This window comes from Pseudomonas vlassakiae (assembly GCF_014269035.2).
In the GTDB taxonomy this organism is placed as follows: domain Bacteria; phylum Pseudomonadota; class Gammaproteobacteria; order Pseudomonadales; family Pseudomonadaceae; genus Aquipseudomonas; species Aquipseudomonas vlassakiae.
The window spans coordinates 89,423-106,964 of record NZ_JABWRP020000010.1; the positions used below are offsets into that span (position 1 = coordinate 89,423).

General features: G+C 62.9%; 17 protein-coding genes. 11 read left to right on the top strand and 6 right to left on the bottom strand.

What is annotated here, in order from left to right:
- Positions 1–131 precede the first annotated feature (131 nt).
- The 10 genes from rpoE to pdxJ all read left to right on the top strand — a co-directional run bounded on the left by rpoE (position 132) and on the right by pdxJ (position 10,086).
- Positions 132–713: an RNA polymerase sigma factor RpoE/AlgU gene (gene rpoE, locus HU738_RS14730; RefSeq protein WP_003252049.1), complete on the top strand. Its 582-nt coding sequence runs from the start codon at positions 132–134 to the stop codon at positions 711–713.
- A 31-nt stretch (positions 714–744) separates the two neighbouring features.
- Positions 745–1,335, top strand: coding sequence for a sigma-E factor negative regulatory protein (locus HU738_RS14735; protein WP_186601332.1), 591 nt, complete (start codon positions 745–747; stop codon positions 1,333–1,335).
- 12 nt (positions 1,336–1,347) lie between these two features.
- Positions 1,348–2,313 carry a MucB/RseB C-terminal domain-containing protein gene (locus HU738_RS14740; RefSeq protein WP_186601333.1) on the top strand — a complete coding sequence of 322 codons (966 nt, stop codon included), beginning with the start codon at positions 1,348–1,350 and terminating at the stop codon, positions 2,311–2,313.
- A gap of 220 nt (positions 2,314–2,533) precedes the next feature.
- Complete coding sequence (locus HU738_RS14745) at positions 2,534–3,937, top strand: DegQ family serine endoprotease (RefSeq protein WP_437182030.1); 1,404 nt, start codon at positions 2,534–2,536, stop codon at positions 3,935–3,937.
- Between the two features lie 182 nt (positions 3,938–4,119).
- A complete protein-coding gene (lepA, locus tag HU738_RS14750) occupies positions 4,120–5,919 on the top strand; it encodes a translation elongation factor 4 (RefSeq protein WP_176505995.1) in 1,800 nt (599 codons plus the stop codon).
- Between the two features lie 5 nt (positions 5,920–5,924).
- Positions 5,925–6,779: a signal peptidase I gene (lepB, locus tag HU738_RS14755; protein WP_152954572.1), complete on the top strand. Its 855-nt coding sequence runs from the start codon at positions 5,925–5,927 to the stop codon at positions 6,777–6,779.
- Positions 6,780–6,940: 161 nt separating this feature from the next.
- Entirely contained in the window at positions 6,941–7,630 is a 690-nt protein-coding gene (gene rnc / locus HU738_RS14760) for a ribonuclease III (RefSeq protein ID WP_027917873.1), read from the top strand.
- Positions 7,623–8,525: a GTPase Era gene (gene era / locus HU738_RS14765; protein ID WP_012273926.1), complete on the top strand. Its 903-nt coding sequence runs from the start codon at positions 7,623–7,625 to the stop codon at positions 8,523–8,525. Before rnc ends, era begins: the two co-directional genes overlap by 8 nt.
- 93 nt (positions 8,526–8,618) lie before the next feature.
- The gene (gene recO / locus HU738_RS14770) at positions 8,619–9,302 is read left to right on the top strand and encodes a DNA repair protein RecO (protein ID WP_186601335.1); all 684 of its coding nucleotides are present in this window, start codon (positions 8,619–8,621) and stop codon (positions 9,300–9,302) included.
- A 61-nt stretch (positions 9,303–9,363) separates the two neighbouring features.
- Positions 9,364–10,086 (top strand): pyridoxine 5'-phosphate synthase, encoded by a 723-nt coding sequence (gene pdxJ / locus HU738_RS14775; protein WP_189660492.1) that lies wholly within the window; start codon positions 9,364–9,366, stop codon positions 10,084–10,086.
- A 66-nt stretch (positions 10,087–10,152) separates the two neighbouring features.
- Here pdxJ and HU738_RS14780 read toward each other — a convergent pair whose 3' ends face one another.
- Together HU738_RS14780 and HU738_RS14785 are read right to left on the bottom strand one after the other, a co-directional pair.
- Positions 10,153–11,535, bottom strand: coding sequence for a heavy metal sensor histidine kinase (locus HU738_RS14780; RefSeq protein ID WP_186601336.1), 1,383 nt, complete (start codon positions 11,533–11,535; stop codon positions 10,153–10,155).
- The gene (locus tag HU738_RS14785) at positions 11,532–12,206 is read right to left on the bottom strand and encodes a heavy metal response regulator transcription factor (RefSeq protein WP_054884998.1); all 675 of its coding nucleotides are present in this window, start codon (positions 12,204–12,206) and stop codon (positions 11,532–11,534) included. The genes HU738_RS14780 and HU738_RS14785 overlap by 4 nt, the downstream gene beginning before the upstream one ends.
- Before the next feature lie 242 nt (positions 12,207–12,448).
- On the opposite strand from HU738_RS14785, the gene HU738_RS14790 reads away from it, so the two are divergent.
- Positions 12,449–12,652, top strand: coding sequence for a hypothetical protein (locus HU738_RS14790; protein WP_176506046.1), 204 nt, complete (start codon positions 12,449–12,451; stop codon positions 12,650–12,652).
- 70 nt (positions 12,653–12,722) lie between these two features.
- Here the strand turns inward: HU738_RS14790 and cmoB are convergent, their stop codons facing one another.
- The 4 genes from cmoB to lon all read right to left on the bottom strand — a co-directional run bounded on the left by cmoB (position 12,723) and on the right by lon (position 17,492).
- Entirely contained in the window at positions 12,723–13,679 is a 957-nt protein-coding gene (gene cmoB / locus HU738_RS14795) for a tRNA 5-methoxyuridine(34)/uridine 5-oxyacetic acid(34) synthase CmoB (protein WP_186601337.1), read from the bottom strand.
- On the bottom strand, positions 13,676–14,419 hold the full coding sequence (gene cmoA, locus HU738_RS14800) for a carboxy-S-adenosyl-L-methionine synthase CmoA (RefSeq protein WP_186601338.1): 744 nt from the start codon (positions 14,417–14,419) through the stop codon (positions 13,676–13,678). Before cmoA ends, cmoB begins: the two co-directional genes overlap by 4 nt.
- An 89-nt stretch (positions 14,420–14,508) precedes the next feature.
- Positions 14,509–14,901 carry a protease inhibitor I42 family protein gene (locus HU738_RS14805; protein WP_099815623.1) on the bottom strand — a complete coding sequence of 131 codons (393 nt, stop codon included), beginning with the start codon at positions 14,899–14,901 and terminating at the stop codon, positions 14,509–14,511.
- 170 nt (positions 14,902–15,071) lie between these two features.
- Positions 15,072–17,492, bottom strand: coding sequence for an endopeptidase La (lon, locus tag HU738_RS14810; RefSeq protein ID WP_186601339.1), 2,421 nt, complete (start codon positions 17,490–17,492; stop codon positions 15,072–15,074).
- Between the last annotated feature and the right edge of the window lie 50 nt (positions 17,493–17,542).

The window sequence follows — 17,542 nt, forward strand, 5'->3', positions numbered from 1 at the left end:
CCGTGCGAGCCGACCAAGGGCCGCAGGAAACTTGCTTGGAGGGGAGAACTTTTGCGCAAAGCCCGAGTCTATGGTTGCAAGCCTGAACAAAGGCTGTGGCAACGCTCCTTCGAGTTCACTGAGGAGTGTTCATGCTAACCCAGGAAGAGGATCAGCAGCTTGTCGAGCGCGTGCAGCGCGGAGACAGGCGAGCGTTCGATCTGTTGGTGCTGAAGTATCAGCACAAGATTCTAGGGTTGATCGTGCGGTTCGTTCACGACACCCACGAGGCCCAGGATGTGGCGCAGGAAGCCTTTATCAAGGCCTACCGTGCGCTTGGCAATTTCCGCGGTGACAGTGCGTTTTATACCTGGCTGTACCGCATCGCCATCAACACGGCGAAGAACTACCTGGTGTCCCGTGGAAGACGGCCACCAGACAGCGATGTGAGCTCCGAGGATGCGGAGTTTTACGACGGCGATCATGGTCTCAAGGATCTCGAGTCCCCAGAGCGCTCGTTGTTGCGGGATGAAATCGAAGGCACTGTCCATCGCACCATCCAGCAACTGCCCGAAGATTTGCGCACGGCATTGACCCTGCGTGAGTTCGACGGGTTGAGTTACGAAGACATTGCCAGCGTCATGCAATGTCCGGTGGGTACCGTGCGCTCTCGAATCTTCCGCGCTCGGGAGGCCATAGACAAAGCCCTGCAGCCGTTGTTGCAGGAAACCTGAGACAGCGGCGACAGCCAAGAGAGGAACCGCCATGAGTCGTGAAGCTTTGCAGGAATCGCTGTCCGCGGTTATGGATAACGAAGCGGACGAACTGGAATTACGTCGGGTGTTGAATGCCGTCGACGATTCCGAAACCCGTGCCACCTGGTCGCGTTACCAGATAGCCCGCGCAGCGATGCACAAGGAGCTGTTGCTGCCAAAGCTGGATATCGCCTCGGCGGTCTCCGCCGCGCTGGCTGATGAAGCCGTGCCGGCCAAGGTCAAGCAGGGCCCGTGGCGCAGCCTTGGCCGCCTGGCCGTCGCTGCCTCGGTCACCGTAGCGGTGCTGGCGGGTGTGCGCATGTACAACCAGGACGAGATCACCGGCGCCGAGCTGGCTGCCCAGCAGCCTGCGCAGCAAGGCCTGAGCCTGCCACAAAGTCAGGGCCCGGCTGTTTTGGCAGGCTATAGTGAAAGCAGTGAGCAACCGACCGGGCCGATGGCCAACGGCGTGCTGCAGAACCAGGCCGGCTGGGATCAGCGTCTGCCAGGCTATCTGCGCCAGCATGCGCAGGAATCCGCGCTCAAGGGCACTGAAACCGCATTGCCGTACGCCCGCGCCGCCAGCCTGGAAAACCGCTAAGTAAGGAGGATCATGCGCGCGCTACCTCTCCTGTCGCTGCTGTTAGGCAGCTGCATGACGGTGCCAGCGTTGGCAGCCAACTCCTCGCCCGAGGCGAGCGAATGGTTGAACAAGCTGGCACAGGCCGAGCAAAAACAGAGCTACCAAGGCTCCTTCGTCTACGAACGTAACGGCAGCTTCTCTTCCCACGATATCTGGCATCGCGTTCAGGACGGCAAGGTCAGTGAGCGGCTTCTGCAGCTCGATGGCTCCGCCCAGGAAATCGTGCGCGTGGACGGTAGGGTGCAGTGCGTCAGTGGGGCCTTGGCAAGCGGGGTGGGCAACCCTCCCGATGCTGCGCAGCGCTCGCTCGATCCTTTGAAACTGATGAGCTGGTATGACCTCAGTGTGGCGGGCAAGTCTCGGGTCGCTGACCGTGACGCGGTGATTGTCACACTGACACCGCGTGACCAGCACCGCTACGCATTCGAACTCCATCTGGACCGCCGTACCGGCTTGCCACTGCGCTCATTGATGCTCAATGACAAAGGCCAGTTGCTCGAGCGCTTCCAGATGACCCGCCTGGACACCGACGACTTGCCTACCGACCAGGAGCTGCAAGCCAGCGCTGCGTGCAAGCCTGTCGAGCATGTGGCCGGCAGCACCCGCGAGGCGGTTGGCGGTTGGCGCTCCGACTGGCTGCCGCCGGGCTTCGAACTGATCAACAGCACGGTACGCCGCGACCCGGAGCGCAACAGTTCGATCAGCAGCCTGATGTATGACGATGGCCTGGCCCGTTTCTCGGTGTTCCTCGAACCCGTGAAGGATGACGCCGGTGCCGATGTACGCACCCAGCTTGGCCCGACTTCGGCCGTTTCCCGGCGACTGAACACGCCCAAGGGCAAGGTTCAGGTCACCGTGGTGGGCGAAATACCGCTGGGTACGGCGGAACGTATCGCGCTGTCGATGCGGCCTCAGGATGCCCAGGCGCGCCAGTGACGGCGCGCTTTTGCGGGCCGGATCAAGGGCAATGCAAAGGCGAACGGACACGCGGCTGAAATGAAATTAAAGCATTGTCATTTGCAATCCTTCGGCAAATTTTTTATAGGTCAGGCTTCTAGGAGTCTGGCCTTTGCTGCTTTGTGCAGGGCTATTTCCAACTACCGCTCGTTGTGACGGGAGCCGTATGTCAATACCACGTTTGAAATCCTACCTAACGATGTTCGCCGCCGTGCTGATGCTCGGCCAGGTGCTCACTGCCCAGGCCGATGAAGCCCTGCCGGACTTCACCACCCTGGTCGAGCAGGCCTCGCCGGCCGTGGTCAACATCAGCACCAAGCAGAAACTGCCGGACCGTGTCGCCTCCGGGCAAATGCCGGACCTCGAAGGCCTGCCGCCGATGTTCCGCGAGTTCTTCGAACGCAACATGCCACAGCAGCCACGTTCGCCGCGCGGTGACCGCCAGCGCGAGGCCATGTCGCTGGGCTCGGGCTTCATCATCTCCAGCGATGGTTATGTACTGACCAACAACCATGTGGTCGCCGATGCCGACGAGATCATCGTCCGCCTGTCTGACCGCAGCGAGCTGCAAGCCAAGCTGATCGGCACCGATCCGCGCACCGACGTGGCCCTGCTCAAGGTCGAGGGCAAGAACCTGCCGACCGTCAAGCTGGGTGACTCCGAGAAGCTCAAGGTCGGTGAGTGGGTGCTGGCCATCGGTTCGCCGTTCGGCTTCGACCACTCGGTGACCAAAGGCATCGTCAGCGCCAAGGGCCGGACCCTGCCCAACGACACCTATGTGCCGTTCATCCAGACCGACGTGGCGATCAACCCGGGTAACTCCGGTGGCCCGCTGTTCAACATGAAGGGCGAGGTGGTCGGTATCAACTCGCAGATCTTCACCCGTTCCGGTGGCTTCATGGGCTTGTCCTTTGCCATCCCGATCGACGTGGCCCTCGATGTCTCCAATCAGCTGAAGAAAGACGGCAAGGTCAGCCGTGGCTGGCTGGGCGTGGTGATCCAGGAGGTCAACAAGGACCTGGCTGAATCGTTCGGCCTCGACAAGCCGGCCGGCGCCCTGGTGGCGCAGGTGCTGGAAAACGGCCCGGCAGCCAAGGGCGGCCTGCAGGTGGGTGACGTGATCCTCAGCATGAACGGCCAGCCGATCGTCATGTCGGCCGATTTGCCACACCTGGTCGGCAGCCTGAAGGATGGCGAGAAAGCCAAGCTCGAAATCATCCGCAACGGCAAGCGCCAGACCCTGGACGTCGCCGTCGGCCCGATGCCGGATGACGATGCCGACATCGGCGCCGGTACCGGCCCTGAAGGCGGCGCCGAGCGCAACAGCAACCGCCTGGGCGTGTCCGTGTCGGACCTCACCGCCGAACAGAAGAAGACCCTTGAGCTCAAGGGTGGCGTGGTCATCAAGGAAGTTCAGGACGGCCCGGCGGCGATGATCGGTCTGCGTCCGGGCGATGTCATCAGCCACCTGAACAACCAGGCGGTGGTGTCGGCCAAGCAGTTCACTGAAATTGCCAAGGACCTGCCGAAGAACCGTTCGGTGTCGATGCGCGTGCTGCGTCAGGGCCGTGCCAGCTTTATCACCTTCAAACTCGCTGAATAAGCGGGCTCGGGCGTAGGAAAGGGCAGCTTCGGCTGCCCTTTTTCATGAAAGTTCACAATTGCAGGCACGAATGCTGTGTACAGTCCGATAGAGGAATCTCCCATATCCCAGCAGCTTAAGGTACAATTCCCGGCTATTTTTCGGCGGGCGTCCGGCTCGCAGCCTTTTCCGAGTGTTGACCCGTGAGTGATTTGAGTCATATCCGCAATTTCTCCATCATCGCCCACATCGACCATGGCAAGTCGACGCTGGCCGACCGTTTCATTCAAATGTGCGGTGGCCTGTCGGCGCGCGAAATGGAGGCCCAGGTCCTGGATTCCATGGACCTGGAGCGCGAGCGCGGTATCACCATCAAGGCCCACAGCGTCACGCTCAACTACAAGGCGCAGGACGGCAAGGTCTACCAGCTGAACTTCATCGATACCCCAGGCCACGTCGACTTCACCTATGAAGTCTCGCGTTCGCTGGCAGCCTGTGAAGGTGCGCTGCTGGTGGTCGACGCCGGTCAGGGCGTCGAAGCCCAGTCGGTGGCCAACTGCTACACCGCCATCGAGCAAGGCCTGGAAGTCATGCCGGTGCTGAACAAGATGGACCTGCCCCAGGCCGATCCGGACCGCGTCAAGGACGAGATCGAGAAGATCATCGGCATCGACGCCACCGACGCCGTAGCCTGCAGCGCCAAGAGCGGCATGGGCGTGGACGAGGTGCTGGAGCGTCTGGTACAGACCATCCCTGCGCCGGAAGGTGATATTGAAGCGCCACTCCAGGCGCTGATCATCGACTCCTGGTTCGACAACTACCTGGGCGTGGTCTCGCTGGTGCGTGTGCGCCACGGCCGCGTCAAGAAGGGTGACAAGATCCTGGTCAAGTCCACCGGCAAGGTGCACCTGGTCGACAGCGTCGGTGTGTTCACCCCGAAGCACACCCAGACCGCCGACCTGAAGGCCGGTGAAGTAGGCTTCATCATTGCCAGCATCAAGGACATTCACGGCGCGCCGGTCGGTGACACCCTCACCCTGTCCGCGACCCCAGAGGTCGAAGTGCTGCCAGGCTTCAAGAAGATCCAGCCGCAGGTGTATGCCGGCCTGTTCCCGGTCAGCTCCGACGATTTCGAGGACTTCCGCGATGCCCTGCAGAAGCTGACCCTCAACGACTCGTCGCTGCAGTACATGCCGGAAAGCTCCGACGCCCTGGGCTTCGGCTTCCGTTGCGGCTTCCTCGGCATGCTGCACATGGAGATCATCCAGGAGCGCCTGGAGCGCGAATACGACCTGGACCTGATCACCACCGCGCCAAGCGTGATCTACGAGCTCGAACTCAAGACCGGCGAAACCATCGTCGTCGACAACCCGTCGAAGCTGCCGGATGTCTCGTCCGTCGCCGATTTCCGCGAGCCGATCGTCACCGCGACCATCCTGGTGCCGCAGGAGCACCTGGGCAACGTCATCACCCTGTGCATCGAGAAGCGTGGCGTGCAGCGCGACATGCAGTTCCTCGGCAGCCAGGTGCAAGTGCGGTACGACATGCCGATGAACGAAGTGGTACTGGACTTCTTCGACCGCCTGAAGTCGACCAGCCGCGGCTATGCTTCGCTGGACTATCATTTCGATCGCTACCAGTCGGCCAACCTGGTCAAGCTGGATGTGTTGATCAACGGCGACAAGGTCGATGCCCTGGCATTGATCGTGCACCGCGACAACGCGGCCTACAAGGGCCGTGCGTTGACCGAGAAGATGAAGGAGCTGATCCCTCGGCAGATGTTCGACGTAGCGATCCAGGCGGCCATTGGCGGCCAGATCATCGCGCGGACGACCGTCAAGGCGCTCAGAAAGAACGTACTGGCCAAGTGCTACGGTGGTGACGTCAGCCGTAAGAAGAAACTGCTGGAGAAGCAGAAGGCCGGTAAGAAACGCATGAAACAGGTGGGCAATGTGGAGATTCCACAGGAAGCCTTCCTCGCCGTGCTCAGGTTGGATAGCTAGGTCCTATGTCGCTAAATTTCCCGCTGTTGCTAGTCATCGCCGTCTTTGTCTGCGGTCTGCTGGGCTTGATCGATCTGCTGTTCCTGGCTCCGCGCCGGCGGGCAGCGATCGCCAACTACCAGGGCAGCGTCACCCAACCAGAAATGGCGGTGGTCGAGCGCCTGAGCAAAGAGCCGCTGCTGGTCGAATACGGCAAGTCGTTCTTCCCGGTGCTGTTCATCGTGCTGGTGCTGCGCTCGTTCCTGGTCGAGCCGTTCCAGATCCCTTCAGGGTCGATGAAGCCGACCCTGGAAGTGGGCGATTTCATCCTGGTGAACAAGTTCTCCTATGGCATCCGCCTGCCGGTGATCGACAAGAAGGTCATCGAGGTGGGTGACCCGCAACGCGGCGATGTGATGGTGTTCCGCTACCCGAGCGACCCGAACGTCAACTACATCAAGCGTGTGGTCGGCCTGCCGGGCGACAAGATCAGCTACACCAGCGACAAGCGGCTGTTCGTCAACGGCCAGCCGATCGCCGAGCAGCTGGTCGGTGCCGAGCCGGGTACCCTTGGCAGCGCCGAGCTGTACAAGGAAAAACTGGGCGAAGCCGAGCACCTGATCCGCAAGGAAATGACCCGTTATCGCATGCCGCCGGACCAGCAATGGACCGTGCCGGCCGGCCATTACTTCATGATGGGCGACAACCGCGACAACTCCAACGACAGCCGCTACTGGGACGACCCGAAAATCCCTCAAGCGCTGCACGGCATGGTTCCGGACCGGAACATCGTCGGCAAGGCCTTTGCGGTCTGGATGAGCTGGCCAGAGCCCAAGCTCAGCCACTTGCCCAACCTGTCGCGGGTCGGCCTGATCCATTGATACCCTTCGGCGCTGTCCTGCAGACAGCGCCGAATGCATTTCTGACATAGGCTGTGTTCTCAAGGAACGAGAGATTCGCCGCTCGCCGCGACGGACCACAGCCAAACAGTCTTTCAGGATGTTGATTTGAACAACGCGTTGAACAACCAACGGGTGGCTGCATGAGTGCTTCCCTTGCCCGTCTCGAGCGCAAGCTCGGCTACACCTTCAAGAACCAGGAGCAGATGCTGCTGGCCCTGACTCACCGCAGCTATGCCGGGCGCAACAACGAGCGCCTGGAATTTCTCGGTGACGCCATTCTCAACTTCGTCGCCGGCGAGGCGCTGTTCGAGCGCTTTCCACAGGCCCGTGAAGGCCAGTTGTCGCGTCTTCGCGCCCGCCTGGTCAAGGGCGAGACCCTGGCCCGCCTGGCCCGTGGCTTCGATTTGGGTGATTACCTGCGCCTGGGCTCGGGTGAGCTCAAGAGCGGTGGCTTCCGCCGCGAGTCGATCCTGGCTGATGCCCTGGAGGCGCTGATCGGCGCCATCTACCTGGACGCGGACATGCAGACCGCACGCGAGCGTGTTCTTGCCTGGCTGACCGACGAGTTCGAAGGCCTGACCCTGGTCGACACCAACAAGGACCCGAAAACCCGCCTGCAGGAGTTCCTGCAATCGCGCAGCTGCGAGCTGCCGCGTTACGAGGTGGTCGACATCCAGGGCGAACCGCACTGCCGCACCTTCTTCGTCGAATGCGAAGTGGTGCTGCTGAACAACAAGAGCCGTGGCCAGGGCGTCAGCCGGCGTATCGCCGAGCAGGTCGCCGCCGCTGCTGCACTGATCGCCCTGGGCGTGGAGAATGGCAATGACTGATAACAATCCGACCCGCTGCGGTTACGTGGCCATCGTCGGCCGCCCGAACGTGGGCAAGTCGACCTTGCTGAACCACATCCTCGGCCAGAAGCTGGCGATCACCTCGCGCAAGCCGCAGACCACACGCCACAACATGCTCGGTATCAAGACCGAGGGTGACGTGCAGGCGATCTATGTCGATACCCCGGGCATGCACAAGGCCAACGACAAGGCCTTGAACCGCTACATGAACCGCAACGCCTCGGCGGCCCTCAAGGACGTCGACGTGGTGATCTTCGTGGTCGACCGCACCAAGTGGACCGACGAGGACCAACTGGTGCTTGAGCGCGTGCAGTACGTGACCGGCCCGCTGATCATCGCTGTCAACAAGACCGACCGCATGGAAGAGAAGGCCGAATTGATCCCGCACCTGCAGTGGCTGCAGGAACAACTGCCGAACGCCGAAGTGATGCCGATTTCCGCGCAGCAGGGCCACAACCTGGACGCGCTGGAAGCCCAGATCGCCAAGCACCTGCCGGAAAACGATCATTTCTTCCCGGAAGACCAGATCACCGACCGCAGCAGCCGTTTCCTCGCCGCCGAACTGGTGCGTGAGAAGATCATGCGCCAGCTGGGCGCCGAACTGCCGTACCAGATCACCGTGGAGATCGAAGAGTTCAAGCAGCAGGGCCACGTGCTGCACATCCATGCACTGATCCTGGTCGAGCGTGATGGCCAGAAGAAGATCATCATTGGTGACAAGGGCGAGCGGATCAAGCGCATCGGCTCCGAGGCGCGCAAGGACATGGAGGTGCTGTTCGACTCCAAGGTCATGCTCAACCTCTGGGTCAAGGTCAAAGGCGGCTGGTCCGATGACGAACGCGCCCTGCGTTCGCTGGGCTACGGCGACCTGTAATTCCACCGGACTGCTCAGGTTGCTCTGTGGGAGCGGGTTTATCGAGGCGTCGAACCCGCTCCCACAGTTGTTTGTGACCAGTAGAGATCTCACATGGATCAACCTGTCGGCCAGCCGGCCTACGTCCTGCACAGTCGCCCCTACAAGGAAACCAGTGCACTGGTCGACTTCTTCACGCCGCAAGGCCGCGTGCGCGCCGTGCTGCGCCGGGCGCGCGGCAAAGGTGGCAGCCTGGTGCGGCCGTTCGTTCCGCTGGAGGTGGAGCTGTTCGGCAAAGGTGAGCTGAAGAACGTCAGTCGCCTGGACACGGTCGATATAGCGGCGTGGCTGCACGGCGACGCGCTGTTCAGCGGCCTCTACCTGAATGAACTGCTGATGCGCCTGCTGCCTGCCGAGGCACCGCAACCCGAACTGTTCGAGCATTACGCGCTGACCCTTCAGGCGCTGGCGGCAGGAAGGTCGCTGGAACCCTTGCTGCGCGCCTTTGAGTGGCGGCTGCTGGAGGACTTGGGCTACGCCTTTTCGCTCCACCACGACGTCAACGACGACCTGATCGAAGCCGACGGCCTGTACCGGCTGCGGGTCGATGCCGGCCTGGAGCGGGTGTACCTGGTTCAGCCTGGCCTGTTCAACGGCACCGAGCTGCTGGCCCTGGCCCAGGCCGACTGGGACGCCCCCGGCGCCCTGCTGGCGGCCAAGCGCCTGATGCGTCAGGCCCTGGCAGTACACCTGGGGGCAAAACCGTTGGTCAGCCGGGAACTGTTTCGCAAGCGCTGAGCACGTCGTATGCTGTGTGGCTCAATCCTCAGGAGAGCCTTTCGTGACTCACAGCAACCGCATGCTTCTCGGCGTCAACATCGACCACGTGGCAACCCTGCGCCAGGCCCGCGGTACCCGCTATCCGGACCCGGTCAAGGCTGCGTTGGATGCCGAGGAAGCGGGCGCCGATGGCATTACCGTGCACCTGCGCGAAGACCGTCGGCATATCCAGGAGCGCGACGTGCTGCTGCTCAAGGACGTGCTGCAGACGCGCATGAACTTCGAAATGGGCGTCACTGAAGAGATGATGGCCTTTGCCGAGAAGATCCGCCCGGCGCATATCTGCCTGGTTCCAGAGACCCGTCAGGAGCTGACCACCGAAGGTGGCCTGGACGTGGCCGGCCAGGAGGCGCGGATCAAGGCGGCGGTTGAGCGCTTGTCGCGTACCGGTGCTGAAGTGTCGCTGTTCATCGATGCCGACGAGCGGCAGATCGAGGCTTCGCGCCGTGTCGGTGCGCCGGCTATCGAGTTGCACACCGGGCGTTATGCCGATGCACAGACCCCGACCGAAGTGGCCGAGGAACTGCAGCGCATCGTCGATGGCGTGGCGTTTGGCGTGGGCCAGGGGCTGATCGTCAATGCCGGCCATGGCCTGCATTACCATAACGTCGAGGCGGTGGCGGCAATCAAGGGCATCAATGAGCTGAACATCGGCCACGCGCTGGTGGCGCATGCACTGTTCGTTGGCTTCAAGGCCGCTGTGGCGGAGATGAAGGCGCTGATCGTCGCGGCTTCGCGCTGATTCATCGGCTGCCTGTAACGGCCTCTTCGTGGGTAAACCCGCGAAGAAGCCGGCACAGGTAACCCGCTATAGCGCTTGAAAGACCAGGCTAAACCGGGTCGGCCCGGGTAGCTTGCTGTTCACTTCGACCCGCCCCCCATGCAACTGCATGATCGACTTGACGATCGCCAGCCCCAACCCCGTCCCGCCTTCCAGGCGTGAACGCCCCGAGCCCACCCGGTAAAAGCGCTCGAACAACTGCGGCCAATGTTCTTCGGCAATCCCCGGCCCCTGGTTCTCCACCCACACCCGTACCTCACTGCCTTGCCGCTCGATACCCAGTTTCACCGCCTGTCCTTCAGGCCCATGGCGAATGGCATTACTCAACAGGTTCGACAGCGCCCGCTGGAACATCAGACGGTCCGCCAGCGCCGTCCCCCAGCCCTGCAAGCGCAGCTCGATGTTCTTCAGTTCGGCACTGAAGGCAAACAGCTCGCTCACCTGCGCCGCTTCGTCCGCCAGCGCCAGTGGCTTGAGCGCCACCTGCGCCTGGGGTTGGCTGACCTGGGCGAGGAACAGCATGTCGTTGATGATGCGGTTGAGCCGGGTCAGCTCTTCGACACTGTCTTCCAGCACTTCCCGGTAGTGTTCGCCATCACGTTCACGGGCCAGGGTGACCTGGGCCTTGCCCATCAGGTTGCTCAGCGGGGTGCGCAGTTCGTGGGCCAGGTCATCGGAAAACTGCGAAAGCTGGCGCACACCTTGGTCCAGGCGATCGAGCATCACGTTGATGCTGCGCGCCAGCTCTGCCAGCTCCAGCGGTAAGCCGGTCGCGGGCAGGCGGTGTTGCAGGTCTTGGGCGGAGACCTTGCCGGCGATGCGACGGAAGTGGCGCAGCGGCTGCAAGCCGCGTTGCACGAGCCACCAGGCGCCAGCGCCGATCAACAGCAGCAGCAGTGGCAGGGCCAGCAGCGTCGAGTGCAGGTAGGCTTGCAGCAGGGCATGGTCGTCGGCGCGGTTGAGCGACATCATCACCCGCACCGGGGTGTCGTCGCGCAGGCGCATCTCCCGGGTGGCGGTAAGGATCTGATTACCGCTGCTGTCACGCCATTCGTGGTAGTTCAGCCGTGCATCGGTATGCAATTCGCCCACCCGGGACTCAAGCGCCGGGCCGAGGCTGAGCAGGTGCGGGTGGCGCCCCTCAAGGGCCAGAATGCTGAGGCTGAGATTGTCGTGGCCCATCACCAGGTCGAGCAACGGGTGGGCGCGGCTGCCAAGGTCTTCGCTGCGCAGGTCGACCCGCAGGTTATGTTCCACCTGCAACATCTTGCGCGCGAGGTCCCTGCGGGCGCGGCTGTCCAGTTCGTGGTCGAGGGCGAACACCGCCAGGCAGGCGAGCAGCAGTACCAGCGCGGCGCCCATCAGGGTCACACTCAGGCCCAGGCGCAGGGACAGGCTGGCGTACTTCACACACGGGCCTCCAGTACGTAGCCGACGCCGCGCAAGGTGTGGATCAGCTTGTCTTCGAACGGATCGTCGATCTTCGCCCGCAGGCGGCGGATCGAAACCTCGACCACATTGGTATCGCAGTCGAAATTCATGTCCCACACCAGCGAGATGATCTGCGTGCGCGACAGCACCTCGCCGCTCTGGCGCATCAGCAGGTGGAGCAGGGCGAATTCCTTGGCGGTCAGGTCGATGCGTTTGCCGGCGCGGTAGGCGCGGTGGCGGCCGGGGTCGAGCTCAAGGTCGGCGACGCGCAGTGTGCTCGGTTGCAGTTGTTGATCGTTACGCCGCAGCAGGCTGCGGATACGTGCCAGCAATTCGGGGAATTCGAACGGTTTGAGCAGGTAGTCATCTGCGCCCAGGTCCAGGCCTTTGACCCGGTCGGACAAGCGGCCATGGGCCGTCAGCATCATGATCCGCGTGGCCGATTCGGCGCGCAGACGCTGCAGCACCGTCCAGCCATCGAGCTCGGGCAGGTTGACGTCGAGGATGATCAGCTCGTAAGGCTGCTGGCGCGCCAGGTGCAGGCCGTCGGTGCCGGTGTGGGCGCAGTCGACCACGTAGCCGTTTTCACGCAGGCCTTGTTGCAGGTAGTCGGCGGTACGCAGTTCGTCCTCGATGATCAGCAGGCGCATGGGTGGGCTCGGTATGGCTGGAAAGGGCAGGATTCTCAAGCCTGTAGGGGCTTCAGGGTCAAGCCGCTGGATGTTACGGCATGCAAATGGCCCAGCGGCGTAGATAACGGATTTGTAATCCTGGTGTTATCTGCCTGTCTGCCAAGGCCTCATTGCAAGACTGTAATGCGCGCCTCACCTTGCCGTTAGCTGCCCGAGGATACGATGGCCCCGTCTGATCGCTTATCAACGAGGCAAGCATGATGAACCTGACCCGATACCTGTTGCTGGCGACCCTCGCCCTGGGCGCTGCCAGCGCCTACGCCGAAGGCGGCGGCGAACGTTCCAGGCAGTTCTGGCAAGCGTTCCGCCAGGACCAGGAGCGCCTGCACGGCGACACGCAACAGACCATCGCCGAGCGCGAGCGCAAGGCGCAGGAGAAGGCCCGCGAGGTGGCCAAGGACTGAGGCAACGGCAGCTGCGCCGGCGCTGCTCTCCGGCACGGCTGTGATTCGGGCGTCCACATGGACGCCTTTTTTATTTGCGCGCCAACAGGGTGGCGCGGCGTGGGGCGGGCAGGCCTTCGATGGTCTTGCTGAGGTCGTTGGGGTCGAGGAAATCGCCCAGCGACTGGTAGCGCATCCATTCGGTGCTGCGCTGCTCCTCGATGCTGGTAACGCTCACGTCCACGCAGCGCACCTCGCTGAATCCGGCGCGGCGCAACCAGCGCGCCAGGGCCGGTACCGATGGCAGGTACCAGACGTTGCGCATCTGCGCATAACGGTCTTCGGGCACCAGTACCTGGTTCTCGTCGCCCTCGATCACCAGGGTTTCCAGCACCAGTTCGCCGCCTTTGACCAGGCAGTCCTTGAGCGCCAGCAGGTGCTCGATGGGCGAGCGGCGGTGGTAGAACACGCCCATGGAGAACACGGTGTCGAAGCCTTCGAGGTTGGCCGGCAGCTCTTCCAGGGCGAACGGCAGGTGCCAGGCGGGCAGGTCGGGCAGGTATCGCTGCACGGCCTGGAACTGGCAGAAGAACAGCCAGTTGGGGTCGACGCCGATGACCATGTCGGCACCAGCACCGAGCATGCGCCACTGGTAATAGCCGTTGCCGCAGCCAACGTCGAGCACGCGCTTGCCCTTGAGGTCGAGGTGCGGGCCGACCCGCGACCACTTCCAGTCCGAGCGCCACTCGGTGTCGACATGCACGCCGAACAGGTCGAACGGCCCCTTGCGCCAAGGCGACAGGCCCATCAGTGCCTGGCGCATCTGCGCCCGGGTGGCGTCATCGCACTCGCAATCCAGGCGCAGGCCATCAGCCAGGTCGATTTCGCTGGGCTGCAGGGCCGGCAGCGCATCCAGCGCGCCGCGCCAGCGGTCGAGGTCGCCGTGGCCTTTTTCCAGCTTGGCTTGCAATTGTGCTTGCAGGCCCTGGGACCAGGAAGCCAGGGGCGTGCCCGCCAGGCGGCGGACGAGGGGGGACAGATCGATCATGGCAGGGCTATCAGCGAGGCAAAATTGAGGCATTGGAACCACGGCACCACCTTGGTGAAACCGGCCGCGTGCAGGCGTTCCTGATGCGCTTGCAGGGTGTCGGGCTTCATCACGTTCTCGATGGCGCTGCGCTTCTGGGCGATTTCCAGTTCGCTGTAGCCATTGGCCCGCTTGAAGTCCAGGTGCAGTTCGTTGAGCAGGGTCTGCTCTTGGTCATCGGCGAATCGCAATTTCTCCGAGAGGATCAGCGCACCGCCGGGCAGCAGCGCCTGGCGGATCCGGCTGAGCAGCGCCAGGCGTTGTTCAGGGGCGATGAACTGCAGGGTGAAGTTCATTGCCACCACCGAAGCAGGTTCCAAGGGCAGGGTGAGGATATCGGCTTCCAGCACGTCGACCGGCAGCAGTTCCTGGAACATCGAGTCCTGGGCGGTGAGGTACTGGCGGCAACGTTCGACCATGGCGGCGGAATTGTCCACCGCGATCACCCGGCAACCGTCGCTGCGCACATGGCGGCGCAGCGACTGGCTGACGGCACCCAGCGAGGCGCCCAGATCGTACAGTGCAGTGTTCGGCTGGGCGAAGCGCGCGGCCAGCACGCCGAGGTTTTCGACGATGGTCGGGTAACCGGGCACCGAGCGCTTGATCATGTCCGGGAACACACGCACCACATCTTCGTTGAACACGAAGTCGGGGACTTGCTCCAGGGGTTGGGCGAAAAGGCGGTCGGGTTGTTTGCTCACGGTGAATCCAGGCGGCTGGCGATATGCAGGGCCGGCATTCTAGCCAAACCGCGACGTGGATGCATGGTTGGCTGACCAGCGCTTTGCGTTTAGTTGACCCGGATGGCGCAATCGAAGGTCTGTACCGGGCGCACTTCTGGCGCCCAGGGCTGCTGGTAGACCAGCACCAGGTGGCCTTCACCGGCGGCGCGGGCCTGGTAACGCCAGGTCGAAATGCCCGAGCTGCCGACGATACCGGCGTCCTCGGGGGCACTGTAGACCTCGGGGCCCAGGCTGTGCAGCACGTTGGAGGCCGGATTCTGTACCAGCCAGCGGTAGCCGGTGGTGGGGTTGCTGGGCAGCGTCAGGGTGAGGTTCTGGCCGACCTGCAGGCGCTTGGGGCATTCGCTTTCGGCGTCCAGTTCGACGGTTTGCTTCGGCTGTTGGGCGCAGGCGGCGAGCAGGGCGAGGCTCAGGGGAACGAGCAGACGAGGGGCGGTCATGGTGGCTCCGGAGGCTGGCGATGGCCTGAGGATACCTGATGATCGAGCGATTTTGTGTTGCCAGAGCCGACCTCTTCGCGGCTAAAGCCGCTCCTGCAGGTACAGCACAGGGCTTGAAAGCTGTGCTGCACCTGTAGGAGCGGGCTTGCCCGCGAACAGGCCGGTGCAGGTCAGAACAGGACTTTGGCCACGTCGGAGAAGCGCTTGGCGAAATGCACGGTCAGGCCTTCGCGCAGGTAGTCCGGCAGTTCTTCGAAGTCGCCGCGGTTCGGTTCCGGCAGGATCAGCTCGAAGATTTTCTGCCGCCGCGCCGCGATCACCTTCTCGCGCACGCCACCGATCGGCAGCACCTGGCCGGTGAGGGTGAGCTCGCCAGTCATGGCCACGCCTTTCTTCGGCGCCTGGTCGCGGGCCAGCGACAACAGCGCGCTGGCCATGGTGATGCCGGCGCTCGGGCCATCCTTGGGCGTCGCACCTTCGGGCACATGCAGGTGAATGAACGCTTCGTTGAAGAAGCCGGGGTCACCGCCAAACTGTTTAAGGTTGGAACTGACATAGCTGTAGGCGATTTCAGCGGATTCTTTCATCACATCACCCAGCTTGCCGGTGAGCTTGAAGCCGCGGTTCAGGGTGTGGATGCGTGTCGCCTCGATCGGCAGGGTCGCACCGCCCATGCTGGTCCAGGCAAGGCCGGTGATCACACCTTTGCCAGCCAATACCTGCTCGCTGCGGAACACCGGCATGCCCAGGGCGGCCTCGAGGTCCTTGTTGCCAATCTTGAGCTTGGCGTCCGGGTCGTCCAGCAGCTTGACCACGGCCTTGCGCACCAGCTTGCCCAGCTGTTTCTCCAGCTGGCGCACGCCAGCTTCCCGGGCATAGCCCTCGATCACCGTGCGCAGGGCGCTGTCGCTGATGCTCAGGCTGGTCTTGGCCACACCGGCCTTTTCCAGCTGCTTGGGCCACAGGTGGCGCTTGGCAATGGCCATCTTCTCTTCGGTGATGTAGCCGGACAGGCGGATCACTTCCATGCGGTCGAGCAGTGGCCCGGGGATCGAGTCGAGGGTGTTGGCGGTGCACACGAACAGCACCTTGGACAGGTCCAGGCGCAGGTCAAGGTAATGGTCGAGGAAATCGACGTTCTGCTCCGGGTCGAGGGTTTCCAGCAACGCCGAGGCTGGGTCGCCTTGGTAGCTCTGGCCCATCTTGTCGATCTCGTCGAGCATGATCACCGGATTCATCACCTCGACTTCCTTCAGCGCCTGCACCAGCTTGCCCGGCTGGGCGCCGATGTAGGTGCGGCGATGGCCCTTGATCTCGGCCTCGTCGCGCATGCCGCCGACGCTGAAGCGGTAGAACGGCCGGCCGAGGGATTCGGCGATGGACTTGCCGATGCTGGTCTTGCCCACCCCGGGCGGGCCCACCAGCAGCACGATCGAACCGCTGATCTCGCCCTTCCAGGCGCCAACGGCGAGGAATTCGAGGATGCGCTCCTTGATATCGTCCAGGCCAGCATGGTGCTGGTCGAGCACTTTGCGCGCATGCTTGAGGTCGAGTTTGTCCTTGCCGTACAGCCCCCAGGGCAGGGCGGTGGCCCATTCCAGATAATTGCGGGTGACCGCGTATTCGGGCGAACCGGTCTCGAGGATGGCCAGCTTGCCCATTTCTTCATCGATGCGCTTTTTCGCCTGCTCGGGCAGGGTCTTGCCGGCAAGCCGCTGCTCGAACTGCTCGAGGTCGGCGCTGCGATCGTCCTTGGTCAGGCCCAGCTCCTGCTGGATGACCTTGAGCTGTTCCTTGAGGAAGAACTCACGCTGGTGCTCGCCGATCTGCCGGTTGACCTCGGCGGAAATCTCGTTTTGCAGGCGCGCGACTTCCACTTCCTTGCGCAACATCGGCAAGACTTTTTCCATGCGCTTGAGCATGGGCACGCAGTCGAGCACTTCCTGCAGCTGGTTGCCAGTGGCGGAGGTGAGTGCAGCGGCAAAGTCGGTGAGTGGCGACGGGTCGTTGGGGCTGAAGCGATTGAGGTAGTTCTTGAGCTCTTCGCTGTACAGCGGGTTGAGCGGCAGCAGCTCCTTGATCGCGTTGATCAGAGCCATGCCGTAGGCCTTGACCTCGTCGGTCGGTTCGGCTGGCTGGCGCGGGTATTCGAGCTCGACCAGGTACGGCGGGCGATGATGCTTGAGCCAGGTGCGGATGCGCACCCGGGTCAGCCCCTGGGCGACGAACTGTAACTTGCCGTTTTCGCGGCTGGCGTGATGAACCTTGACCAGGGTGCCGTACTCCGGCAGGGCCGAGGTGTCGAAATGGCGGTGGTCTTCCGGCGGGGTGTCCATGAAGAACAGTGCCAGCGAATGGTGTTCGGTCTTGGCCACCAGGTCGAGGGTTTCGGCCCAGGGTTCTTCATTGACGATCACCGGCAGCACTTGTGCGGGGAAGAACGGGCGGTTGTGGATCGGGATCACGTAGACCTTGTCCGGCAACTGCTGGCCGGGCAGGGCGAGGGCGTGGCCGATACCGGCCTTGGTGTCAGGCTGTTCGATTGCGCTGTGTTCGTCGGGTTGTTCCGGGAAATCCTGCTGGTCGCTCATGGGGCACCTGCGTGAATGACTATGGTGCTTAGATGGGGCGGGGGGGAATG

Bases quoted from the DNA above. Each gene is read 5' to 3' on its own strand.
- rpoE (WP_003252049.1), top strand. From the start codon at position 132: ATGCTAACCCAGGAAGAGGATCAGCAGCTTGTCGAGCGCGTGCAGCGC.
- HU738_RS14735 (WP_186601332.1), top strand. From the start codon at position 745: ATGAGTCGTGAAGCTTTGCAGGAATCGCTGTCCGCGGTTATGGATAAC.
- HU738_RS14740 (WP_186601333.1), top strand. From the start codon at position 1,348: ATGCGCGCGCTACCTCTCCTGTCGCTGCTGTTAGGCAGCTGCATGACG.
- HU738_RS14745 (WP_437182030.1), top strand. From the start codon at position 2,534: ATGTTCGCCGCCGTGCTGATGCTCGGCCAGGTGCTCACTGCCCAGGCC.
- lepB (WP_152954572.1), top strand. From the start codon at position 5,925: ATGTCGCTAAATTTCCCGCTGTTGCTAGTCATCGCCGTCTTTGTCTGC.
- rnc (WP_027917873.1), top strand. From the start codon at position 6,941: ATGAGTGCTTCCCTTGCCCGTCTCGAGCGCAAGCTCGGCTACACCTTC.
- era (WP_012273926.1), top strand. From the start codon at position 7,623: ATGACTGATAACAATCCGACCCGCTGCGGTTACGTGGCCATCGTCGGC.
- recO (WP_186601335.1), top strand. From the start codon at position 8,619: ATGGATCAACCTGTCGGCCAGCCGGCCTACGTCCTGCACAGTCGCCCC.
- pdxJ (WP_189660492.1), top strand. From the start codon at position 9,364: ATGCTTCTCGGCGTCAACATCGACCACGTGGCAACCCTGCGCCAGGCC.
- HU738_RS14785 (WP_054884998.1), bottom strand. From the start codon at position 12,206: ATGCGCCTGCTGATCATCGAGGACGAACTGCGTACCGCCGACTACCTG.
- HU738_RS14790 (WP_176506046.1), top strand. From the start codon at position 12,449: ATGAACCTGACCCGATACCTGTTGCTGGCGACCCTCGCCCTGGGCGCT.
- cmoB (WP_186601337.1), bottom strand. From the start codon at position 13,679: ATGATCGATCTGTCCCCCCTCGTCCGCCGCCTGGCGGGCACGCCCCTG.
- HU738_RS14805 (WP_099815623.1), bottom strand. From the start codon at position 14,901: ATGACCGCCCCTCGTCTGCTCGTTCCCCTGAGCCTCGCCCTGCTCGCC.
- lon (WP_186601339.1), bottom strand. From the start codon at position 17,492: ATGAGCGACCAGCAGGATTTCCCGGAACAACCCGACGAACACAGCGCA.